This window comes from Flavobacterium okayamense, assembly GCF_019702945.1.
GTDB lineage: Bacteria > Bacteroidota > Bacteroidia > Flavobacteriales > Flavobacteriaceae > Flavobacterium > Flavobacterium okayamense.
The window spans coordinates 2107011-2127064 of the sequence record NZ_AP024749.1; the positions used below are offsets into that span (position 1 = coordinate 2107011).

General features: G+C 33.0%; 10 protein-coding genes. 6 read left to right on the plus strand and 4 right to left on the minus strand.

What is annotated here, in order from left to right; all coding sequences use genetic code 11:
- Window positions 1-13: 13 nt before the first annotated feature.
- The 3 genes from KK2020170_RS09840 to KK2020170_RS09850 are packed head-to-tail and all read right to left on the minus strand — an operon-like array spanning window position 14 to window position 10821.
- On the minus strand, window positions 14-1921 hold the full coding sequence (locus KK2020170_RS09840) for an OmpA family protein (RefSeq protein WP_221258164.1): 1908 nt from the start codon (window positions 1919-1921) through the stop codon (window positions 14-16).
- 11 nt (window positions 1922-1932) lie between these two features.
- On the minus strand, window positions 1933-2841 hold the full coding sequence (locus tag KK2020170_RS09845) for a PorP/SprF family type IX secretion system membrane protein (RefSeq protein WP_221258165.1): 909 nt from the start codon (window positions 2839-2841) through the stop codon (window positions 1933-1935).
- A 36-nt stretch (window positions 2842-2877) separates the two neighbouring features.
- A complete protein-coding gene (locus KK2020170_RS09850; protein WP_221258166.1) occupies window positions 2878-10821 on the minus strand; it encodes a T9SS type B sorting domain-containing protein in 7944 nt (2647 codons plus the stop codon).
- A gap of 444 nt (window positions 10822-11265) precedes the next feature.
- Between KK2020170_RS09850 and KK2020170_RS09855 the strand changes: the two genes are divergently transcribed.
- From KK2020170_RS09855 to KK2020170_RS09870, 4 genes are read left to right on the plus strand one after another with little or no spacing between them, the layout of a single operon-like run.
- The gene (locus KK2020170_RS09855) at window positions 11266-11784 is read left to right on the plus strand and encodes a SixA phosphatase family protein (RefSeq protein WP_221258167.1); all 519 of its coding nucleotides are present in this window, start codon (window positions 11266-11268) and stop codon (window positions 11782-11784) included.
- Entirely contained in the window at window positions 11750-13870 is a 2121-nt protein-coding gene (ppk1, locus tag KK2020170_RS09860) for a polyphosphate kinase 1 (RefSeq protein ID WP_221258168.1), read from the plus strand. Before KK2020170_RS09855 ends, ppk1 begins: the two co-directional genes overlap by 35 nt.
- Window positions 13870-14760 carry a Ppx/GppA phosphatase family protein gene (locus tag KK2020170_RS09865; protein WP_221258169.1) on the plus strand — a complete coding sequence of 297 codons (891 nt, stop codon included), beginning with the start codon at window positions 13870-13872 and terminating at the stop codon, window positions 14758-14760. Before ppk1 ends, KK2020170_RS09865 begins: the two co-directional genes overlap by 1 nt.
- Window positions 14761-14767: 7 nt before the next feature.
- On the plus strand, window positions 14768-15103 hold the full coding sequence (locus KK2020170_RS09870) for a hypothetical protein (protein WP_221258170.1): 336 nt from the start codon (window positions 14768-14770) through the stop codon (window positions 15101-15103).
- A 6-nt stretch (window positions 15104-15109) separates the two neighbouring features.
- Here the strand turns inward: KK2020170_RS09870 and KK2020170_RS09875 are convergent, their stop codons facing one another.
- Window positions 15110-17788, minus strand: coding sequence for a putative LPS assembly protein LptD (locus KK2020170_RS09875; RefSeq protein WP_390641500.1), 2679 nt, complete (start codon window positions 17786-17788; stop codon window positions 15110-15112).
- 127 nt (window positions 17789-17915) lie between these two features.
- On the opposite strand from KK2020170_RS09875, the gene KK2020170_RS09880 reads away from it, so the two are divergent.
- Together KK2020170_RS09880 and KK2020170_RS09885 are read left to right on the plus strand one after the other, a co-directional pair.
- Window positions 17916-19004 (plus strand): N-acetylmuramoyl-L-alanine amidase family protein, encoded by a 1089-nt coding sequence (locus KK2020170_RS09880; protein WP_221258172.1) that lies wholly within the window; start codon window positions 17916-17918, stop codon window positions 19002-19004.
- An 82-nt stretch (window positions 19005-19086) separates the two neighbouring features.
- Window positions 19087-20052, plus strand: a complete 966-nt coding sequence (locus KK2020170_RS09885; protein WP_221258173.1) for an MlaD family protein — start codon at window positions 19087-19089, stop codon at window positions 20050-20052.
- Window positions 20053-20054: the final 2 nt, after the last annotated feature.

Sequence of the window (20054 nt, forward strand, 5' to 3'; positions counted from 1 at the left end):
AGGAAAAAATATTCTAATCCATTTTCATTACTATAAATTCACTTCTTCTATTCTTTTGATGTTCCTCTTCAGAACAAGGTACGCCATCTGAACAACCGTTTACTAATTCTGTTTCTCCGTATCCTTTAGCGGTTAAACGTTCTCTTTCAATTCCATTCTTAACCATAAATTCTAAAGTAGATTTTGCACGTCTATCCGATAAAATTTCGTTATAACGATGTGTTTGTCTACTGTCAGTATGAGAACGAATATTTACGTGCATATTTGGGTAATCTTTCATTACTTCAACAATTTTTTGAAGATCTTTTGCCGCATCTGGACGAATATTCCATTTGTCTAAGTCAAAATAGATGATACTGATATCAAAAATTTTGGCTAAATCGGTACCTTCAGTAACTGGAAATTTATTTCGTTTTAATGCAATATTTAATTCTGTTTCACCATTTTCTTTTGGTGTTGCAACTTGTTGTTCATTAGTGTCATAGTCTTCTTTTGAAGCTCTAACAATATATTTACTGTTACAATCTACATTTTCAAAGTAATATTCTGCAGCTTCATTTGCGGTTGTTTCATCAATTTTATTCATATCTTCATCAAAAAGCTCCACTTTACTACCAGGTAAAATTTCATTAGTATCGATATCTGAAATTAGTCCTTTAAGCTTTTGTTGACAAACTGAAAAAGTATAAATATCATCAAATCCTTTTCCACCATCTCTATTTGAAGAGAAATAACCAATTTTATCTTTATTAATGATAAATGCAAAATCGTCCATTGAACTATTAATTGGCTTTGCAAGATTTATAGGTTTTTGAAAATTTCCATCTGTAAATTTTGATTCAAAAATGTCTAAACCACCTAAGCCTAATTGTCCATCTGATGCAAAATATAGAGTATTATCTTCAGTTATGAAAGGAAAAGTATCTCGACCTTCAGTGTTAATCGTATTACCTAAATTTTCAGGAGAACCAAAAGAACCATTGTTAATAGTTACTTTATAAATATCTGAACTTCCCAATCCGCCGGGCATATTTGAAGCAAAATACATAGTTTTTTCATCACTACTCAAACTAGGGTGTGCACAACTATATTCGTCACTGTTAAAAGGTAATTCAGTTATATTATCCCATTTTCCTTCAACAAGTTCGGCTTTATAAATTTTTAAGAGTGTACTTTTATCTTCATCTTTTCCTTTTTTACCATCATTAAAATTATTCCTAGTAAAATAAACGGTTTTTCCATCATTTGTAAAAACCGGAGTCGATTCATTAAACTTTGTATTAATCTCGTCTGACAAGTTTTTTGCTTCAGAAAAGTTTTTGCTGTCTTGCATTTCAGCAACATATAAATCTCTATTATTTTGATTAGTCCATTTATTAATTTTTGAAGAAACTGCACCATCTTCACGAGAAGAAGAAAAAACTATAAAGTTTCCAAAAAATGAAGGGCCAAAGTCTGAAAATTCGGTATTAAGATTTGTTTCTTCTACAGTATATTTTCCAGAATTTGATTCAATATCTCTTAAATAATCTTTGTTTTTAGAGTATTTTTCACCTCGAGAATCATTTGTTAAAGAATTAAACTTAGCTAAGTATTTATTTGCCTCATCATATTTTTCTTGTGCTTTAAGACATTGTGAATATCTAAAGTAGTATTCAGGTTCTACTTCTTCATTTAAAGCAAATAAATCGGAATACCATTTTGATGCTTTATCGATTTCTCCATTAAAGTAGTAAGCGTTACCAAGTCTTTTGAAAAGTTCGGCTGATTTATAACCTTTATCAGCTACTTTTTCATAAATTTCTATTGCATCTACGTATGAATACTTATCATATTTTTTATTAGCAGATGCTAACTGAGCTGTTTGTGAGAAACCTACACAATACAATGCTAAAAATATTATCGAATATATTGTTTTCATAATCTCTCTGTTTAAAAGAATCTTGGATCTGCGACTCTATTGTTACTAAAAATTTCAAATCGTAAGAAGATTTCGTGAGAACCCGAATTATAATTACTTAAATTCGAAGTTTCCATATCATATCCATAACCAGCAAATATTGCAGGTGATATTTGAAACCCTACTAATCCACTTATTGCAGAATCCCATCTATAAGCAGCTCCTAGAGTTAATTTGTCATGGATTAAAAAATTTGCTGTTATATCAGTTTGTAGTGGCGCTCCTTCAACTGCTTTTGATAATAATGCTGGTTTAAATTTTATACTAGGACTTAAATTAAAAACATGTCCTGCAATTAAATAAAAATGCATTCTTTCTTTTGTAACTGTTACATCATTATCATTGTATCTATTGGTTTCAAAGAAATTAGGAACAGAAACTCCTACATAGGTTTTATCTGAAAATAAATAAAGTCCCGCTCCAATATTAGGTGAAAATTCTGTGTCAAAGTTTTGAAATTGAGGGTCTAAAGGGTTTTGAATAGTTAGCTTATTAACATCTAAGTTAAATAAATTTGCAGTACCTTTTAATCCAACAGATAATTTATAGTTATCAGAAACCTGAATAAAATATGCCAAATCTGCAGAAATCGTATTTTCATCAACAGGTCCAATTCTATCGTTTACAAAAGATAATCCAACTCCAAAATTTGATTCCCCAATAGGAGTATGAGCTGAAACATTATTTGTTACAGGAGCACCATCTAAACCGACCCATTGACTTCTATGTAATAAGAACATTGTTAATGATTCTCTAGAACCTGCATAGGCGGGGTTAACATTCACCGTATTATACATATATTGAGTATACTGAGAGTCTTGTTGAGCATAGCACAATAACTGAGTAAATACTACAAATAAAATTATATATCTTGTTTTCATAATCTTAATTTTTAAGTTATACTTACACTTTAACCGTTATTTATCTAAATATAAATAACCAGATTTATCGTGCGATTTGCCTTCAGTATCATTATATTTTAGAATGTAAAAATACGTTCCATCTGGTAGCATTTCATTTTTATTAAATGTTGTTCTACCTTCTGAATAACCTCTAAACGAATTTAGTGCATTGTCATAACCACGAGTTTCATAAACTAATATTCCCCATCGATTGTAAATTTCTACAGTATTATCTGGATAACATTCAATTCCATCGATAAAGAAATTATCATTCATTCCATCATTATTAGCTGATACCGCATTGTAAATTGTTATATCACAAGCAGCTAATACAATACAATCGTCATTTACATTTAAATACACTTCAAATCTAGTAGGACAATCATCATTATCTAAAGTTACAGTATACTGTAAAGTATAATAACCATTATTTACACCATCAGGATTAAATATATTTCCTTGTAAACCGCCAGAATTTGTCAATTCAATCCATTCTCCATTTGTAGGAATTGACTCACCTAATATAGTAAATAAATCTAAAGGTTGGTCTCCTGTACAAATTGAATAAGGTATTGCGTCAAACGGTTCAGGAACATTTACATTAATTGTTTGTGTAAATGTTGCTTCATTACCACAATTATCACTTACAATCCATTCCCAAACTATTACATATTCATAGATGTTTATGGTTGTGTTAGTTTCGTTAAACTCAACATTAAAAATTCCTGAACAATTATCGGTAAATTCTAATTCTGGAATTTCTGGAACTTCAGAACAAGTTACATTAATAACAGAATCTAAAGGTGTTATCAACTCAGGCGGAGTGTTATCAAAAACACTAATTGTTTGAATATGATCAACACTATTTCCACAATTATCTGTAGCAGTCCAAGTTCTCAAAATAATATATTCTCCTGCACAAGCACTTTCGTCAGTGATGATTTCATCATTGACTTGAATTATGGCGTTTCCTGAACAGTTGTCTGAAGCCTCAAGTACATCCGGATCTGGTATTTCATCACATGAAACTGAAATATCTTGTGGAAGATTTGTAATGAATATTGGCGCTGTAGTATCCACAATGGTAAAGGTAGCTGAAGAGCTAGCGCTGTTACCACAATCATCAGTAGCGGTGAAAGTTACGCTTATAGAACCTGTAGCCCCACAATCATCCGAAAGGCTAGTGTAGTTGTTTGACCAAGTTACCGAAGAACAGCTATCCGAAGCAGAAGCTCCACCATTAGAAGCTAACCACGCTTGTAAATCAGCAGTATTTCCATTACCATCACACTCTACCGTTAAATCCGCAGCAACAATATCAATAGTTGGCGCTGTAGTATCCACAATGGTAAAGGTAGCTGAAGAGCTAGCGCTGTTACCACAATCATCAGTAGCGGTGAAAGTTACGCTTATAGAACCTGTAGCCCCACAATCATCTGAAAGGCTAGTGTAGTTGTTTGACCAAGTTACCGAAGAACAGCTATCCGAAGCAGAAGCTCCACCATTAGAAGCTAACCACGCTTGTAAATCAGCAGTATTTCCATTACCATCACACTCTACCGTTAAATCCGCAGCAACAATATCAATAGTTGGCGCTGTAGTATCCACAATGGTAAAGGTAGCTGAAGAGCTAGCGCTGTTACCACAATCATCAGTAGCGGTGAAAGTTACGCTTATAGAACCTGTAGCCCCACAATCATCTGAAAGGCTAGTGTAGTTGTTTGACCAAGTTACCGAAGAACAGCTATCCGAAGCAGAAGCTCCACCATTAGAAGCTAACCACGCTTGTAAATCAGCAGTATTTCCATTACCATCACACTCTACCGTTAAATCCGCAGCAACAATATCAATAGTTGGCGCTGTAGTATCCACAATGGTAAAGGTAGCTGAAGAGCTAGCGCTGTTACCACAATCATCAGTAGCGGTGAAAGTTACGCTTATAGAACCTGTAGCCCCACAATCATCTGAAAGGCTAGTGTAGTTGTTTGACCAAGTTACTGAAGAACAAGCATCTGAAGAAGAAGCTCCACCATTAGAAGCTAACCAAGCTTGTAAATCAGCAGTATTTCCATTACCATCACACTCTACCGTTAAATCCGCAGCAACAATATCAATAGTTGGCGCTGTAGTATCCACAATGGTAAAGGTAGCTGAAGAGCTAGCGCTGTTACCACAATCATCAGTAGCGGTGAAAGTTACGCTTATAGAACCTGTAGCCCCACAATCATCCGAAAGGCTAGTGTAGTTGTTTGACCAAGTTACCGAAGAACAGCTATCCGAAGCAGAAGCTCCACCATTAGAAGCTAACCACGCTTGTAAATCAGCAGTATTTCCATTACCATCACACTCTACCGTTAAATCCGCAGCAACAATATCAATAGTTGGCGCTGTAGTATCCACAATAGTAAAGGTAGCTGAAGAGCTAGCGCTGTTACCACAATCATCAGTAGCGGTGAAAGTTACGCTTATAGAACCTGTAGCCCCACAATCATCCGAAAGGCTAGTGTAGTTGTTAGACCAAGTTACTGAAGAACAAGCATCTGAAGAAGAAGCTCCACCATTAGAAGCTAACCACGCTTGTAAATCAGCAGTATTTCCATTACCATCACACTCTACCGTTAAATCCGCAGCAACAATATCAATAGTTGGAGCTGTAGTATCCACAATGGTAAAGGTAGCTGAAGAGCTAGCGCTGTTACCACAATCATCAGTAGCGGTGAAAGTTACGCTTATAGAACCTGTAGCCCCACAATCATCCGAAAGGCTAGTGTAGTTGTTAGACCAAGTTACTGAAGAACAAGCATCTGAAGAAGAAGCTCCACCATTAGAAGCTAACCACGCTTGTAAATCAGCAGTATTTCCATTACCATCACACTCTACCGTTAAATCCGCAGCAACAATATCAATAGTTGGCGCTGTAGTATCCACAATAGTAAAGGTAGCTGAAGAGCTAGCGCTGTTACCACAATCATCAGTAGCGGTGAAAGTTACGCTTATAGAACCTGTAGCCCCACAATCATCCGAAAGGCTAGTGTAGTTGTTAGACCAAGTTACTGAAGAACAAGCATCTGAAGAAGAAGCTCCACCATTAGAAGCTAACCACGCTTGTAAATCAGCAGTATTTCCATTACCATCACACTCTACCGTTAAATCCGCAGCAACAATATCAATAGTTGGAGCTGTAGTATCCACAATGGTAAAGGTAGCTGAAGAGCTAGCGCTGTTACCACAATCATCAGTAGCGGTGAAAGTTACGCTTATAGAACCTGTAGCCCCACAATCATCCGAAAGGCTAGTGTAGTTGTTAGACCAAGTTACTGAAGAACAAGCATCTGAAGAAGAAGCTCCACCATTAGAAGCTAACCACGCTTGTAAATCAGCAGTATTTCCATTACCATCACACTCTACCGTTAAATCCGCAGCAACAATATCAATAGTTGGCGCTGTAGTATCCACAATAGTAAAGGTAGCTGAAGAGCTAGCGCTGTTACCACAATCATCAGTAGCGGTGAAAGTTACGCTTATAGAACCTGTAGCCCCACAATCATCCGAAAGGCTAGTGTAGTTGTTTGACCAAGTTACCGAAGAACAGCTATCCGAAGCAGAAGCTCCACCATTAGAAGCTAACCACGCTTGTAAATCAGCAGTATTTCCATTACCATCACACTCTACCGTTAAATCCGCAGCAACAATATCAATAGTTGGAGCTGTAGTATCCACAATGGTAAAGGTAGCTGAAGAGCTAGCGCTGTTACCACAATCATCAGTAGCGGTGAAAGTTACGCTTATAGAACCTGTAGCCCCACAATCATCCGAAAGGCTAGTGTAGTTGTTAGACCAAGTTACTGAAGAACAAGCATCTGAAGAAGAAGCTCCACCATTAGAAGCTAACCACGCTTGTAAATCAGCAGTATTTCCATTACCATCACACTCTACCGTTAAATCCGCAGCAACAATATCAATAGTTGGAGCTGTAGTATCCACAATGGTAAAGGTAGCTGAAGAGCTAGCGCTGTTACCACAATCATCAGTAGCGGTGAAAGTTACGCTTATAGAACCTGTAGCCCCACAATCATCTGAAAGGCTAGTGTAGTTGTTTGACCAAGTTACCGAAGAACAGCTATCCGAAGCAGAAGCTCCACCATTAGAAGCTAACCACGCTTGTAAATCAGCAGTATTTCCATTACCATCACACTCTACCGTTAAATCCGCAGCAACAATATCAATAGTTGGAGCTGTAGTATCCACAATGGTAAAGGTAGCTGAAGAGCTAGCGCTGTTACCACAATCATCAGTAGCGGTGAAAGTTACGCTTATAGAACCTGTAGCCCCACAATCATCTGAAAGGCTAGTGTAGTTGTTTGACCAAGTTACTGAAGAACAAGCATCTGAAGAAGAAGCTCCACCATTAGAAGCTAACCAAGCTTGTAAATCAGAAGTATTTCCATTACCATCACACTCTACCGTTAAATCCGCAGCAACAATATCAATAGTTGGCGCTGTAGTATCCACAATGGTAAAGGTAGCTGAAGAGCTAGCGCTGTTACCACAATCATCAGTAGCGGTGAAAGTTACGCTTATAGAACCTGTAGCCCCACAATCATCTGAAAGGCTAGTGTAGTTGTTTGACCAAGTTACTGAAGAACAAGCATCTGAAGAAGAAGCTCCACCATTAGAAGCTAACCATGCTTGTAAATCAGCAGTATTTCCATTACCATCACACTCTACCGTTAAATCCGCAGCAACAATATTAATAGTTGGCGCTGTAGTATCCACAATGGTAAAGGTAGCTGAAGAGCTAGCGCTGTTACCACAATCATCAGTAGCGGTGAAAGTTACGCTTACCGAACCTGTAGCCCCACAATCATCCGAAAGGCTAGTGTAGTTGTTAGACCAAGTTACCGAAGAACAAGCATCTGAAGAAGAAGCTCCACCATTAGAAGCTAACCATGCTTGTAAATCAGCAGTATTTCCATTACCATCACACTCTACCGTTAAATCCGCAGCAACAATATCAATAGTTGGCGCTGTAGTATCCACAATGGTAAAGGTAGCTGAAGAGCTAGCGCTATTACCACAATCATCAGTAGCGGTGAAAGTTACGCTTACCGAACCTGTAGCCCCACAATCATCCGAAAGGCTAGTGTAGTTGTTAGACCAAGTTACTGAAGAACAAGCATCTGAAGAAGAAGCTCCACCATTAGAAGCTAACCATGCTTGTAAATCAGCAGTATTTCCATTACCATCACACTCTACCGTTAAATCCGCAGCAACAATATCAATAGTTGGAGCTGTAGTATCCACAATGGTAAAGGTAGCTGAAGAGCTAGCGCTGTTACCACAATCATCAGTAGCGGTGAAAGTTACGCTTACCGAACCTGTAGCCCCACAATCATCTGAAAGGCTAGTGTAGTTGTTTGACCAAGTTACCGAAGAACAGCTATCCGAAGCAGAAGCTCCACCATTAGAAGCTAACCAAGCTTGTAAATCAGAAGTATTTCCATTACCATCACACTCTACCGTTAAATCCGCAGCAACAATATCAATAGTTGGCGCTGTAGTATCCACAATGGTAAAGGTAGCTGAAGAGCTAGCGCTGTTACCACAATCATCAGTAGCGGTGAAAGTTACGCTTATAGAACCTGTAGCCCCACAATCATCTGAAAGGCTAGTGTAGTTGTTTGACCAAGTTACTGAAGAACAAGCATCTGAAGAAGAAGCTCCACCATTAGAAGCTAACCATGCTTGTAAATCAGCAGTATTTCCATTACCATCACACTCTACCGTTAAATCCGCAGCAACAATATCAATAGTTGGCGCTGTAGTATCCACAATGGTAAAGGTAGCTGAAGAGCTAGCGCTGTTACCACAATCATCAGTAGCGGTGAAAGTTACGCTTATAGAACCTGTAGCCCCACAATCATCTGAAAGGCTAGTGTAGTTGTTTGACCAAGTTACTGAAGAACAAGCATCTGAAGAAGAAGCTCCACCATTAGAAGCTAACCAAGCTTGTAAATCAGAAGTATTTCCATTACCATCACACTCTACCGTTAAATCCGCAGCAACAATATCAATAGTTGGCGCTGTAGTATCCACAATGGTAAAGGTAGCTGAAGAGCTAGCGCTGTTACCACAATCATCAGTAGCGGTGAAAGTTACGCTTATAGAACCTGTAGCCCCACAATCATCTGAAAGGCTAGTGTAGTTGTTTGACCAAGTTACTGAAGAACAAGCATCTGAAGAAGAAGCTCCACCATTAGAAGCTAACCATGCTTGTAAATCAGCAGTATTTCCATTACCATCACACTCTACCGTTAAATCCGCAGCAACAATATCAATAGTTGGCGCTGTAGTATCCACAATGGTAAAGGTAGCTGAAGAGCTAGCGCTATTACCACAATCATCAGTAGCGGTGAAAGTTACGCTTACCGAACCTGTAGCCCCACAATCATCTGAAAGGCTAGTGTAGTTGTTAGACCAAGTTACTGAAGAACAAGCATCTGAAGAAGAAGCTCCACCATTAGAAGCTAACCATGCTTGTAAATCAGCAGTATTTCCATTACCATCACACTCTACCGTTAAATCCGCAGCAACAATATCAATAGTTGGTGGAGTGGTATCATTAATTAATATGGTTTGATCACAAGTAACAGAGTTTAAAATTGTAGTTTCATTAGATTCATGAATTCCATTATTATTATCGTCTTGATATTCTGTTACAGTATAAGTTCTAACGATATTTGCATTACATCCATTATAAGGACCGTTTTGTGCAGTTATTACAATAACTCCACATGGATTGTTTCCTATATTTCCGTCTCCATTACCAAGTGCCTCAAAATCTACTATACTTATTTCACCTTCAATTGGTAATAAATCATAACATTGAAGTGATGTGTTCGGGAATGTAGGACATGTAACTAAAAATTCACAACATACAATCGGTGAAATTGTTGTAGAAAATGATTTTACACAACCAACTGCATCTGTTACAATAACTTCATAAGTACCAATTCCTAAATTTGATAAATCTTCAGAAATATCACCTGTGTTCCAATTGTATGTATAAGGAGGATTTCCTCCAGACACTGATAAATCAATAGATGCAGTTGAACCTAAAACACATGTTAAACCTTGTACATTTGCAGTTAAGTTTAATTCTGAAGGATAGATTATTGGTAGAACATAGGTATTCATTGTTCCGTTTGAATCAGTAACTGTTAAAGTAGCTGAATAGGTATTACTAGTGTCATAAGTATGGTTAGGATTTTCATCTGTCGAATCAATTATACCATCGGATTCAAAATCCCAAGCATAACTATATGGCGCAATACCTCCATTTGTAGTAGAATTAAAATAAATAGTACTTAAATTTCCATAAGTACAACCTGTATAATTAAACTGAACGGCTAAAGGTGCTGCAACTACAACACTTCCGGGAAATTCACATTGAGACTTGTTGTATGTATTACAAGTATATGGAACCAATTCATTATTGTTTCCAGATGTTTTCCAAACAATTAATATTCTATCTAAGATTATTTCTTGTCCACAAATCCAAGTAAACGGACCATATAAGAGTCTTTGACCTGAACCAGGCGCTACAGTCCCTAAACTTACATTTATTGAAGAAGTGTTTCCATCAATAATTAAATCAGCAAACATTCTTACATGATGAATATTACTGTTTGAGTTCGATGTATAATTAAGCATTATATACATTGTTTGTGGCGTCCCTGGTGTACAAGTTGTTGTATCCAATGGAACTCCATTAACGTCTGTAAGACTCAAAAACACATTGTCTAGTGTGTAATTATTTGAAGTACAATTAAAATAATCCAAATAATAATTTGGGGAGGTTCCACACAACCTTAAATCTGGCTTATCAGCTGTAAATTGGGAAAATGATAAATTTATCCCGAAGATAATAAGCAAATAAAGTGTAATTCTTGCTTTCATAACCTCTACTTTTATGTTAAACAATTCCTTTTCAATAGAAAATAGAGTTATTGTTTCGGTGCTTTGGGAGCCCAAAATGAGAGTAAAGTTTTATTTTAGGGGACAATAAACTAGGAGACTTAAAAAAGTATCCAATTAAAAATTAAAATGTGGGTATGGGCTAATAACTATTTACTTCTTAAATTAATAAAAGTAAATTAACAATCTGTAAGGGGGCTTCTCATAACTTAACAATTCAAATTTATAGAAAGTAAGCATTAACTTCCTAAAAGAATTCACTTTTTTCGATGAATTGGTTTAAATACTCTTTGAAAGTATCATTTTAGATTTAAAAAGATTAGTTTCTTTTAAAAAAAATTAGTTACTTTATGATACAAATAATTAATATCAAGAACGTATGGTATAATAGCTTTTTAAACGAAAAGTCATTTAAATTAATTTAATATGAAAAATTTAATTTTAATTCGTCACTCCAAATCAAGTTGGGAAACACCTTTAAAAGATATTGATAGACCTTTATCGAGAAGAGGTATTTTCGATGCACATCTTATTTCTTCAAAAATACAAGAATATTTACCTAAGAGTTTTGTTGTTTGGAGTAGTTACGCAAAAAGAGCTAAAGAAACTGCTATTATTATCTCTCAAAATTTAAATATTCCTCTTGATACAATTGTTTTCAAACAAGATTTATATACATTTGATGAGTGTGAACTTGAAAATGAAATTAAGAAGTGTGAAAATAATTTCGATAATTTAATTCTTTTTGGTCATAACGATGCTATTACAAATTTTGTTAATAAATTTGGAAACCTTTTTATAGAGAATGTTCCTACTAGTGGAGTAGTATCTTTACAATTTTCAATTAATGATTGGAAAAAATTAGAAAAAGGCAAAATAGTAAAAACGATTTTCCCGAGTCATTTTAAACATGAACAACAACATAAACCAGAATCTATACATTGATAGAGAAAAAAGTTGGTTAACTTTTAATGCAAGAGTTTTACAAGAAGCTGCAGATGAATCTGTTCCATTATTAGATAGACTTCGATTTTTAGGAATATTTTCAAATAATTTAGACGAATTCTTTAGAGTACGTTATGCTGCTATTAGAAGATTAAGAATTGAAAAGAAAAGAGCCGATACTATAAAATTACTTGGTGGTATTACTGCGGAACAACTTTTAAAAGATATCACAGAAATAGTTATCGAACAACAATCTGAAAGTTTGCGAATTTTAAGTGACATCGAAAAAAAGCTTGAAAAAGAAAATATTTTCATTTTAACTGAGAAGCAAATATCTAAAGAACAGGAAAACTTTATAAGAGAATTTTTTATTCAAAAAGTAAGTCCAGCTGTTGTTACAATCATGTTGAATGATTTAGAGAAATTTCCTCTATTAAAAGATACTTCTGGATATTTTGCGGTTAAGTTAGTAATGAAACCAAAAAAAGTTTCATTACTTGAAACTATTTTACCAAAAAAAGAGATTCGCTATGCTATTGTTGAAATTCCAAGTACTATAAATCGATTTGTAGTACTTCCTTCAAATAACGAAAAACAATACATTATAATGCTTGACGATGTTATTCGTCATAATTTAAATTATTTGTTTAATATTTTTGATTATGAAAGCATTTCTGCACACATGATTAAAATCACTCGTGATGCTGAATTAGAATTTGATAGTGATTTAAGTAAAAGTTTTATTGAAAAAGTGTCAGATAGTGTTAAAGAAAGACGTATTGGTGAAACAGTTCGTTTTGTTTATGACCAAGATATAGAAAAAGACACATTAGAATTTTTACTTAAGCGAATGAATATTGATAGTTCAGATAGTATAATTCCTGGTGGACGTTATCATAATCGTCGTGATTATATGAATTTTCCTAATTTAGGCCGTTATGATTTATTGTACAGAGAAAATCCACCATTACCTGTTCCTGGTTTAGATTTAGAAGGTAGTATTTTAGGAAAAATCAACTCTAAAGATTATTTATTAAGTGCACCTTATCAGTCATTCTCATATATTATTAAATTTTTAAGAGAAGCAGCTCTTGATCCAAATGTTGTAGCTATTAAAATTACTTTGTATCGTTTAGCAAAAAATTCACAAATTGTTAGTTCGTTGATTAATGCAGCTAAAAATGGAAAAAAAGTAATTGTTCAAATCGAACTTCAAGCTCGTTTTGATGAAGCAAGTAATATTTCATATGCAGAGCAAATGCAAACTGAAGGAATTGATTTAATTTTTGGAGTTAAGGGCTTAAAAGTGCATAGTAAAATTTGTGTCATAGATAGATTAGAAGCTGGAAAAGTGAAACGTTACGGATTTATCTCAACTGGAAACTTTAATGAAAACACTGCTAAGATTTATACAGATAATACTCTTTTTACAGCTAATCAGTCAATTTTAAAGGATGTTTCCAAGGTTTTTGATTTCTTTGAAGTTAATTATAAATTAAATCGTTATAAGCATTTATTTGTTTCACCACATTATACTCGCTCGAAATTTAATAAATTAATTGAACGCGAAATGTTCAATGCTCAAGCTGGTAAACATGCATTTATTCATTTAAAAATGAATAGTTTGTCAGATTTTAAAATGATTGATAAATTATACGAAGCGAGTAGAGCAGGAGTAAAAATTAAATTAATAATTAGAGGTATTTGTTGTTTAATACCTGGTGTTCCTGAAATGAGTGAAAATATTGAAGCGATAAGTGTTGTTGATAAATATTTAGAACATTCTCGAATTTACATTTTTGGAAATGATGGAAATCCAGAAGTATTTATTTCATCGGCAGATTTTATGACAAGAAATCTAGACGCTAGAGTTGAAGTAACATGTCCTATTTATGATGAAAATGTGAAACAAGAATTAATTGATACATTTGACATAGGTTGGAAAGCTAATGTAAAAGCTAGAATTCATTCTGATGATTTAAAAAATCGTTACAGAAAAACAGAAGGAGAAAATTTTAGAGCGCAAGCAGAACTATATAAATACTATCAAAATAAGTTAGAAGTAATCGCCGAAAAAGTTTTATAATGATTTCTATTAAAAAATATGCAGCTATCGATATTGGTTCAAATGCCATGCGTTTGTTAGTTACAAATATTGTAGAGCAGCAAGGTAAACCAACTCAGTTTAACAAAAGTTCGCTAGTTCGTGTTCCAATTCGGCTTGGTCAAGATGCGTTTACTGTAGGTGATATTTCTGAAGAGAATATTAATCGAATGGTCGATGCTATGAAAGCATTTAATCTTTTGATGAAAGTTCACAAAGTAGAAAAATATAAAGCTTGTGCAACTTCAGCGATGAGAGAAGCTAATAATGGTTTAGACATTGTAAACTTGATAAAAAAGAAAGCTGATATAAAAATTGATATTATTGATGGAAAAAAAGAAGCTTCAATAATTGCTTCTTCAGATTTAAAACAATTTATTAATTCAGATAGAACTTATTTATATGTTGACGTAGGTGGAGGAAGTACTGAATTTTCTTTATTTTCTGAAGGAAAGATAGTTGCTTCAAAATCTTTCAAAAATGGAACTGTTCGTTTGCTTAACAATATGGTTTCAGATATAGTATGGACAGAAATCGAAAAATGGATAAAAGTTACAGTAGAACCTTATGATGAAATAACTCTAATTGGTTCAGGAGGAAATATCAATAAGCTTTTTAAATTATCTGAAAAACATCAAGATAAACCACTTTCATACGTTTATATAAATTCACAATACCAAAAACTAAATAGTTTGAGTTATGAAGAGCGTGTTGCAGAATTAGGATTAAATCCAGATCGTGCCGATGTAATTATACCAGCGACTCGTATATATTTAAATGCAATGAAGTGGAGTGGTGCTAGGCAAATTTTTGTTCCTAAAATTGGTTTGTCAGATGGAATTGTGAAAGCAATGTATTTCGGAAGGATTTAATTAACTTATGAAAGTTTTATTAATAATTATTACACTCTTACTTATAATTGGAGTAATCGTTTTATTCATAAAATTTGTTTTAAATCCATTGTTCTTAGTTCCAAAATTGAGTTTGAATGAAGTTGTTAATATTTTAGAAAAAAAAGGATGCGGTTATTTTAGCCACAACTTTATTAAAAGCAAGAATAAATTTCATATAGAAGATTTATTTACTAATAATTCCCAATATGTAGTTGTTGGAATATCCGTAAAAGATAAATCGATAAGGACTTTTAATGTAAAAATTAGAACCTATAATTCTTTTTTCAGAAAAAGAGAAATTATAATAAAAGAAGTAACATAATATTAATTACCTAAAAACTCTATCTGGAAGACTTCTTTTTTCCCACTTAATATCACTAAGTACAGAAGAACTAATTCCAATAAAGAAGCCCCAATAATTGTTTGGACCAAATGGAACCCAATTAAAACTCATTCGCCAACTTTCTAAATCACGTTCAAAGCGTAATTGAGTAAATGTAACGCCTTTTTGTTTAAAGTCATATCCAGAAGAGAACCCAACTTTCCATCGTGGAGCCAACTCAATATTTCCAGAACCCATTAAAGATTGCGAAGAAATTTCATTTTGACGATTTGAATTATTATAAGTTACTGAATATGCAAATCTAAAATCCCATGGAAGTTTAGTATGATACCATTCGTTATTATTTTCTAAATTGTTTTCATCATCATCTTTATTAAACAAACTTTGTCTGTTATCGCTTAAATCAGTACTCGTCCCAAATAAATCATCTGTTCGTCCACCATTTAAAGCTGTTTGCTCATTCTTGCCTTTGTTGTTTTTGCTAAAATCAGTACTAGAAAATGAATAATTAATTGTCATATTAGCACTTGTCATTCTTAGTAAACTTCCACCATTATCAATATTAAAAACATCAATTCTTCTTCCGGCATTATCAATAGCATAAGGGTCTAAAGTTGCGGCAAAATTCACATTCATTTTTTGTTTAAACAACTGCGTACCGCCAGACATTCTTATTGGTGATAGTGCAAGAGAATCAGCCGCTAAATTATAACTAGTAGAAAAATTTAGATTATTTAAAAGCATAACTTTTTTTGGTTCATCAGTTTTACTTTCTTTATCTGTTACTTTTGCTTCAAATGTATTACTTAGTGAAAAACCTAAGTTTTGTGCATAATTGTTACCTGGACTTCCAAAAATACTGTTCTCAAAACGTGTATATTCCTGCATGGTATTTCCAGTTGCATCAATAGCATAGGTGTCATAATACTGTTCAAAACTAGGAGTGTAACTATAAGAAATATTTGGACGCATTACATGGCGTATTGCTTGTATTTTTTTATCTTCTCCAAATTCAAATGTACCATAAATAGTTGTTCCTATACCTGCAGAAAAGTTATATGTTCTAAAAGCATCAAATTCTTTTTGGTCTTCAGTAACAACTTCATTTTCAATCGTGCTAAAATATTTTTTTACAGTATTTAATGTCCAAACTTCATTATAATTAGCACTAGCGGAAACACTAAAAAATTTAAAAACTTTAAAATTAGTGCTAATTGGTATTGAATGTTGAAATCCAGTTTTAGCGTCTCTAAACATCTCAGGTTTAAAGAATAAAGAATCAGTTGTATTAATTCTATTTTCTCCTCTTAAATTATATTGTAAGTTAATATTTTTAATAATTCCTTTTTTAATACCGTCTTTAGGTGCAAAAGGAAAAATTCTACTAACACTAGCTTGTAGTGTAGGTAATGTCATATTAATTTGTTCAGTGTTTGTATTCTGATTATGTGTTGCAGATAATGAAAAGTTTACTTGTGGTTCAGTTGGAAAGGTTTTCTGATACGAAATCGAAGAACTCATATTATTGTTAATACTTGAGCCAACATTAACTAGGTTAACTGATTGTCTAAAATACTGACTACTTCCTAAATTAACTGAAGCTGAAAATCTAGAATTAGCAGCAGCTTTAGGGTCTTGACTATGAGTCCATTGAAAATTATATTGTTTCGATTTTATATAATTAGGAAATCCTCTCTCTCCTTGTATATTGTTTTCGTATCTAAGATTAACTCTACCGTTAAATTTATAACGTTTTGCATAACTGCTTTCAGCTCGTAAACCATAACTTCCATTGGTAAAGTAATCACCAAGGACAGCTAAATCGTAATAATCACTTAAAGCAAAATAATAACCTCCATTTTGAAGAAAATAACCTTGTCTATTTGACTGTCCAGGAGTTGGGATAATAAATCCAGAAGTACTTTCCTCGGTCATTGGAAAATAGGCAAAAGGTAATCCAATTGGCGTTGGGACATCAGCAATCACCATATTAGTTAATCCAGCAACAACTTTTTTCTTTGGAACAAATTTTACTTTTCTAACTAAAAAATAATATTCTGGATCATCAATATTTTTAGAAGTTGTAATTCTAGCATTTTTTAGGAAGTAAACAGAATCGTTTTCTCTTTTAGAAACTTCTGCTTTTATGTTTAATTCCCCTTGTTTTGTTCTTGAATTCCAAACTAAAGCCTTTTTAGTTTTAAAATTAAAGCGGATTGAATCGGGTTCAATTACATTACTTCCTTGTTTAAAAACAGGATATTGAATATAATTACCTAAACTGTCCTTCAAACGACCAGCGTAAACTTCATTTTTTTCATAATCTAAAACAATTATACCAGATGTAAGTTCGATATCAGTATAATAAAGTTCAGCTTCGTTGTATAAAGTAAGTTGTTTTTTCTTTTGGTCTAATTTTTCGTAATCTTTGGCTTTACGCTTTACAATACCTTCAAGAAGATTTTTTTTAGGCTTCTTTATACTATCATTTTTAATAGTATCGTTAATAGTAAGATGTATTGTGTCTTGCTCAGTAAAGTCTTTTTCTTTTTTATTTTTAAGACTTAAACTATCAATTTGAATAATTTCTTGTGAATAAGAAACATGAATTCCAATTGTTAGCAAAAATGCTGATAAAACGATATAAAATAAATTGGTACGCAATCCTATTAATAGTATTTTTGTAAAAAATTGGCTCACTTTTTGAAGTGTCAAACTTACATATATTTTTTTGCAAAAATAAAGATTTAATAAAATTATAACGCTACAATAAAAAACAAAGCCGTTTACGATGATGAAAAACATATATAGAATACTTATAATCATATTGTTATTTTCAATTTCAAATGAACTTGAAGCTCAAACAAATAAATTTAAAGTTGTCTTAGATGCTGGACATGGAGGAAAAGACTCTGGAAAGAATGCACATGGTTTTCTAGAAAAAAATATAGCTTTAGAAATAACTAAGAAAGTAGGAGATATTTTAAATAGAGAAAAAGGAGTTAATGTAATATATACTAGAAAGACAGATGTTTTTGTAGAGTTAACCGAAAGAGCAAATATTGCTAATAAAAATGATGCCGATTTGTTTGTTTCAATTCATTGTAATTCTGCTGGAAAAAATTTTGCTCCTTATGGAACAGAAACATTTGTAATGGGAATGTCGCGTACCAATTTAAATTTTGATGTTGCTAAAAGTGAAAACTCAGTAATTTTTCTTGAAAGCGATTATAAAGAAAAGTATAATGGTTTTGATCCTAATAAGCCAGAATCATTAATTGGTCTGAAAATTCTTCAAGAAGAGTACTTATCGCAAAGTATTGAATTAGCTTCTAGAATAGAATCTAATTTTTCTAAGAAATTAGGAAGAAAGAGTAGAGGTGTAAAACAACAACCTTTATGGGTTTTGGATGCTTCTTATATGCCTAGTGTTTTAATTGAAACAGGTTTTGTTACAAATGTTGAAGAAGGGAAATATTTAAATTCAGAAAAAGGCCAAAATGAAATTGCTGATGCAATTGCTAATGCTGTTTTAGATTATAAGAAAGAGTTTTTTCAGGAAAATACAAATAATACTGTAATTGTTGAAGAAACTAAAGATGATAAACCTGAAATTAAACTAATAAATGGTTTAGTGTTTAAAGTTCAAATTTCGGCTAGTAGTAGAAAATTAGATACTAAACCATCAAATTTTAAAAAGCTTTCGCCAATTTCTCGCGAGCAAGAAGGAAAACTATTCAAATATTTTTATGGTGAAGAAAATAGTTATGATTCTGCGAAAAATAAGTTAGAAGAAGCAAAGTCAAAAGGTTATAATTCAGCTTTCATTGTAGCTTATAAAGATGGAGTAAAAATTAGTGTAGCTGATGCAATAAAATAAAATAAAGTTTTATTTTTGTTAAAAATTGAAAGTTTTAAAGATTTGGATATAATCCAATTTATAAAACAGTAAAAACTAACCGATGAAATTATCTCGAGAAATTAAAACGGCTATTTTAGTCATCTTATCTATATTACTTTTTATTTGGGGATATAATTTTTTAAAAGGTAAAAACTACTTTGATACAAGTAAAAAATTATACGCAGTTTATGAAAATGTTTCAGGTCTTGTTCCTGCTGCACCTGTAACAATAAACGGATTAAAAATTGGTCGTGTTAATTCAATAGAAATTCAACCAGATGGGAAACTATTAGTACAAATGCAGATCACTAATGATTTTCCGATATCAAAATCTAGTATTGCTGAAATCTACGATTCTGGACCTTTAGGAGGAAGAGAAATTGCCATTATTCCAAATTTTGAAGATAAAACTGAAACTGAAAGTGGAGATCATTTAAAATCGTCAAATAAACTAGGTTTAACAGATGCTTTAGCTAAAGAAATTGAACCTATAAAAGATAAAATCGAAAAATTACTTGATAATGCAAATGTATTATTTGCTAATATTAATCAAGTATTAGATGAAAATACTAAATCAAATCTTCGTAATAGTATAGCTAACTTAAACAAAACAATGGCTGAGTTTAGTGGAGCTTCTAAAGATTTAAACCAATTACTTGCTAACAACAAATCAAAATTAGATAACACATTTTCAAATTTAGATAAGACAACACAAAACTTTGCAACTATTTCAGATTCCTTAGCGAATGCTAACTTTGGTCAAACTGTAAAAAATCTTGAAAAAACCTTAGCCAATGTAGATAAATTAATGGCTGATATGGAACAAGGAAAAGGTACAATGGGTAAATTAATGAAAGATGATGAAATGTACAATAATTTTACAAGTGCATCTAAAGAATTAGAACTATTGTTGCAAGATTTAAGATTACATCCAACACGCTATGTTAATGTTTCTGTTTTTGGTAAAAAAGACAAACCTTACAAAGCTCCTGAAGTAAACGATAAAAACGAACAAATCAACAAATAATC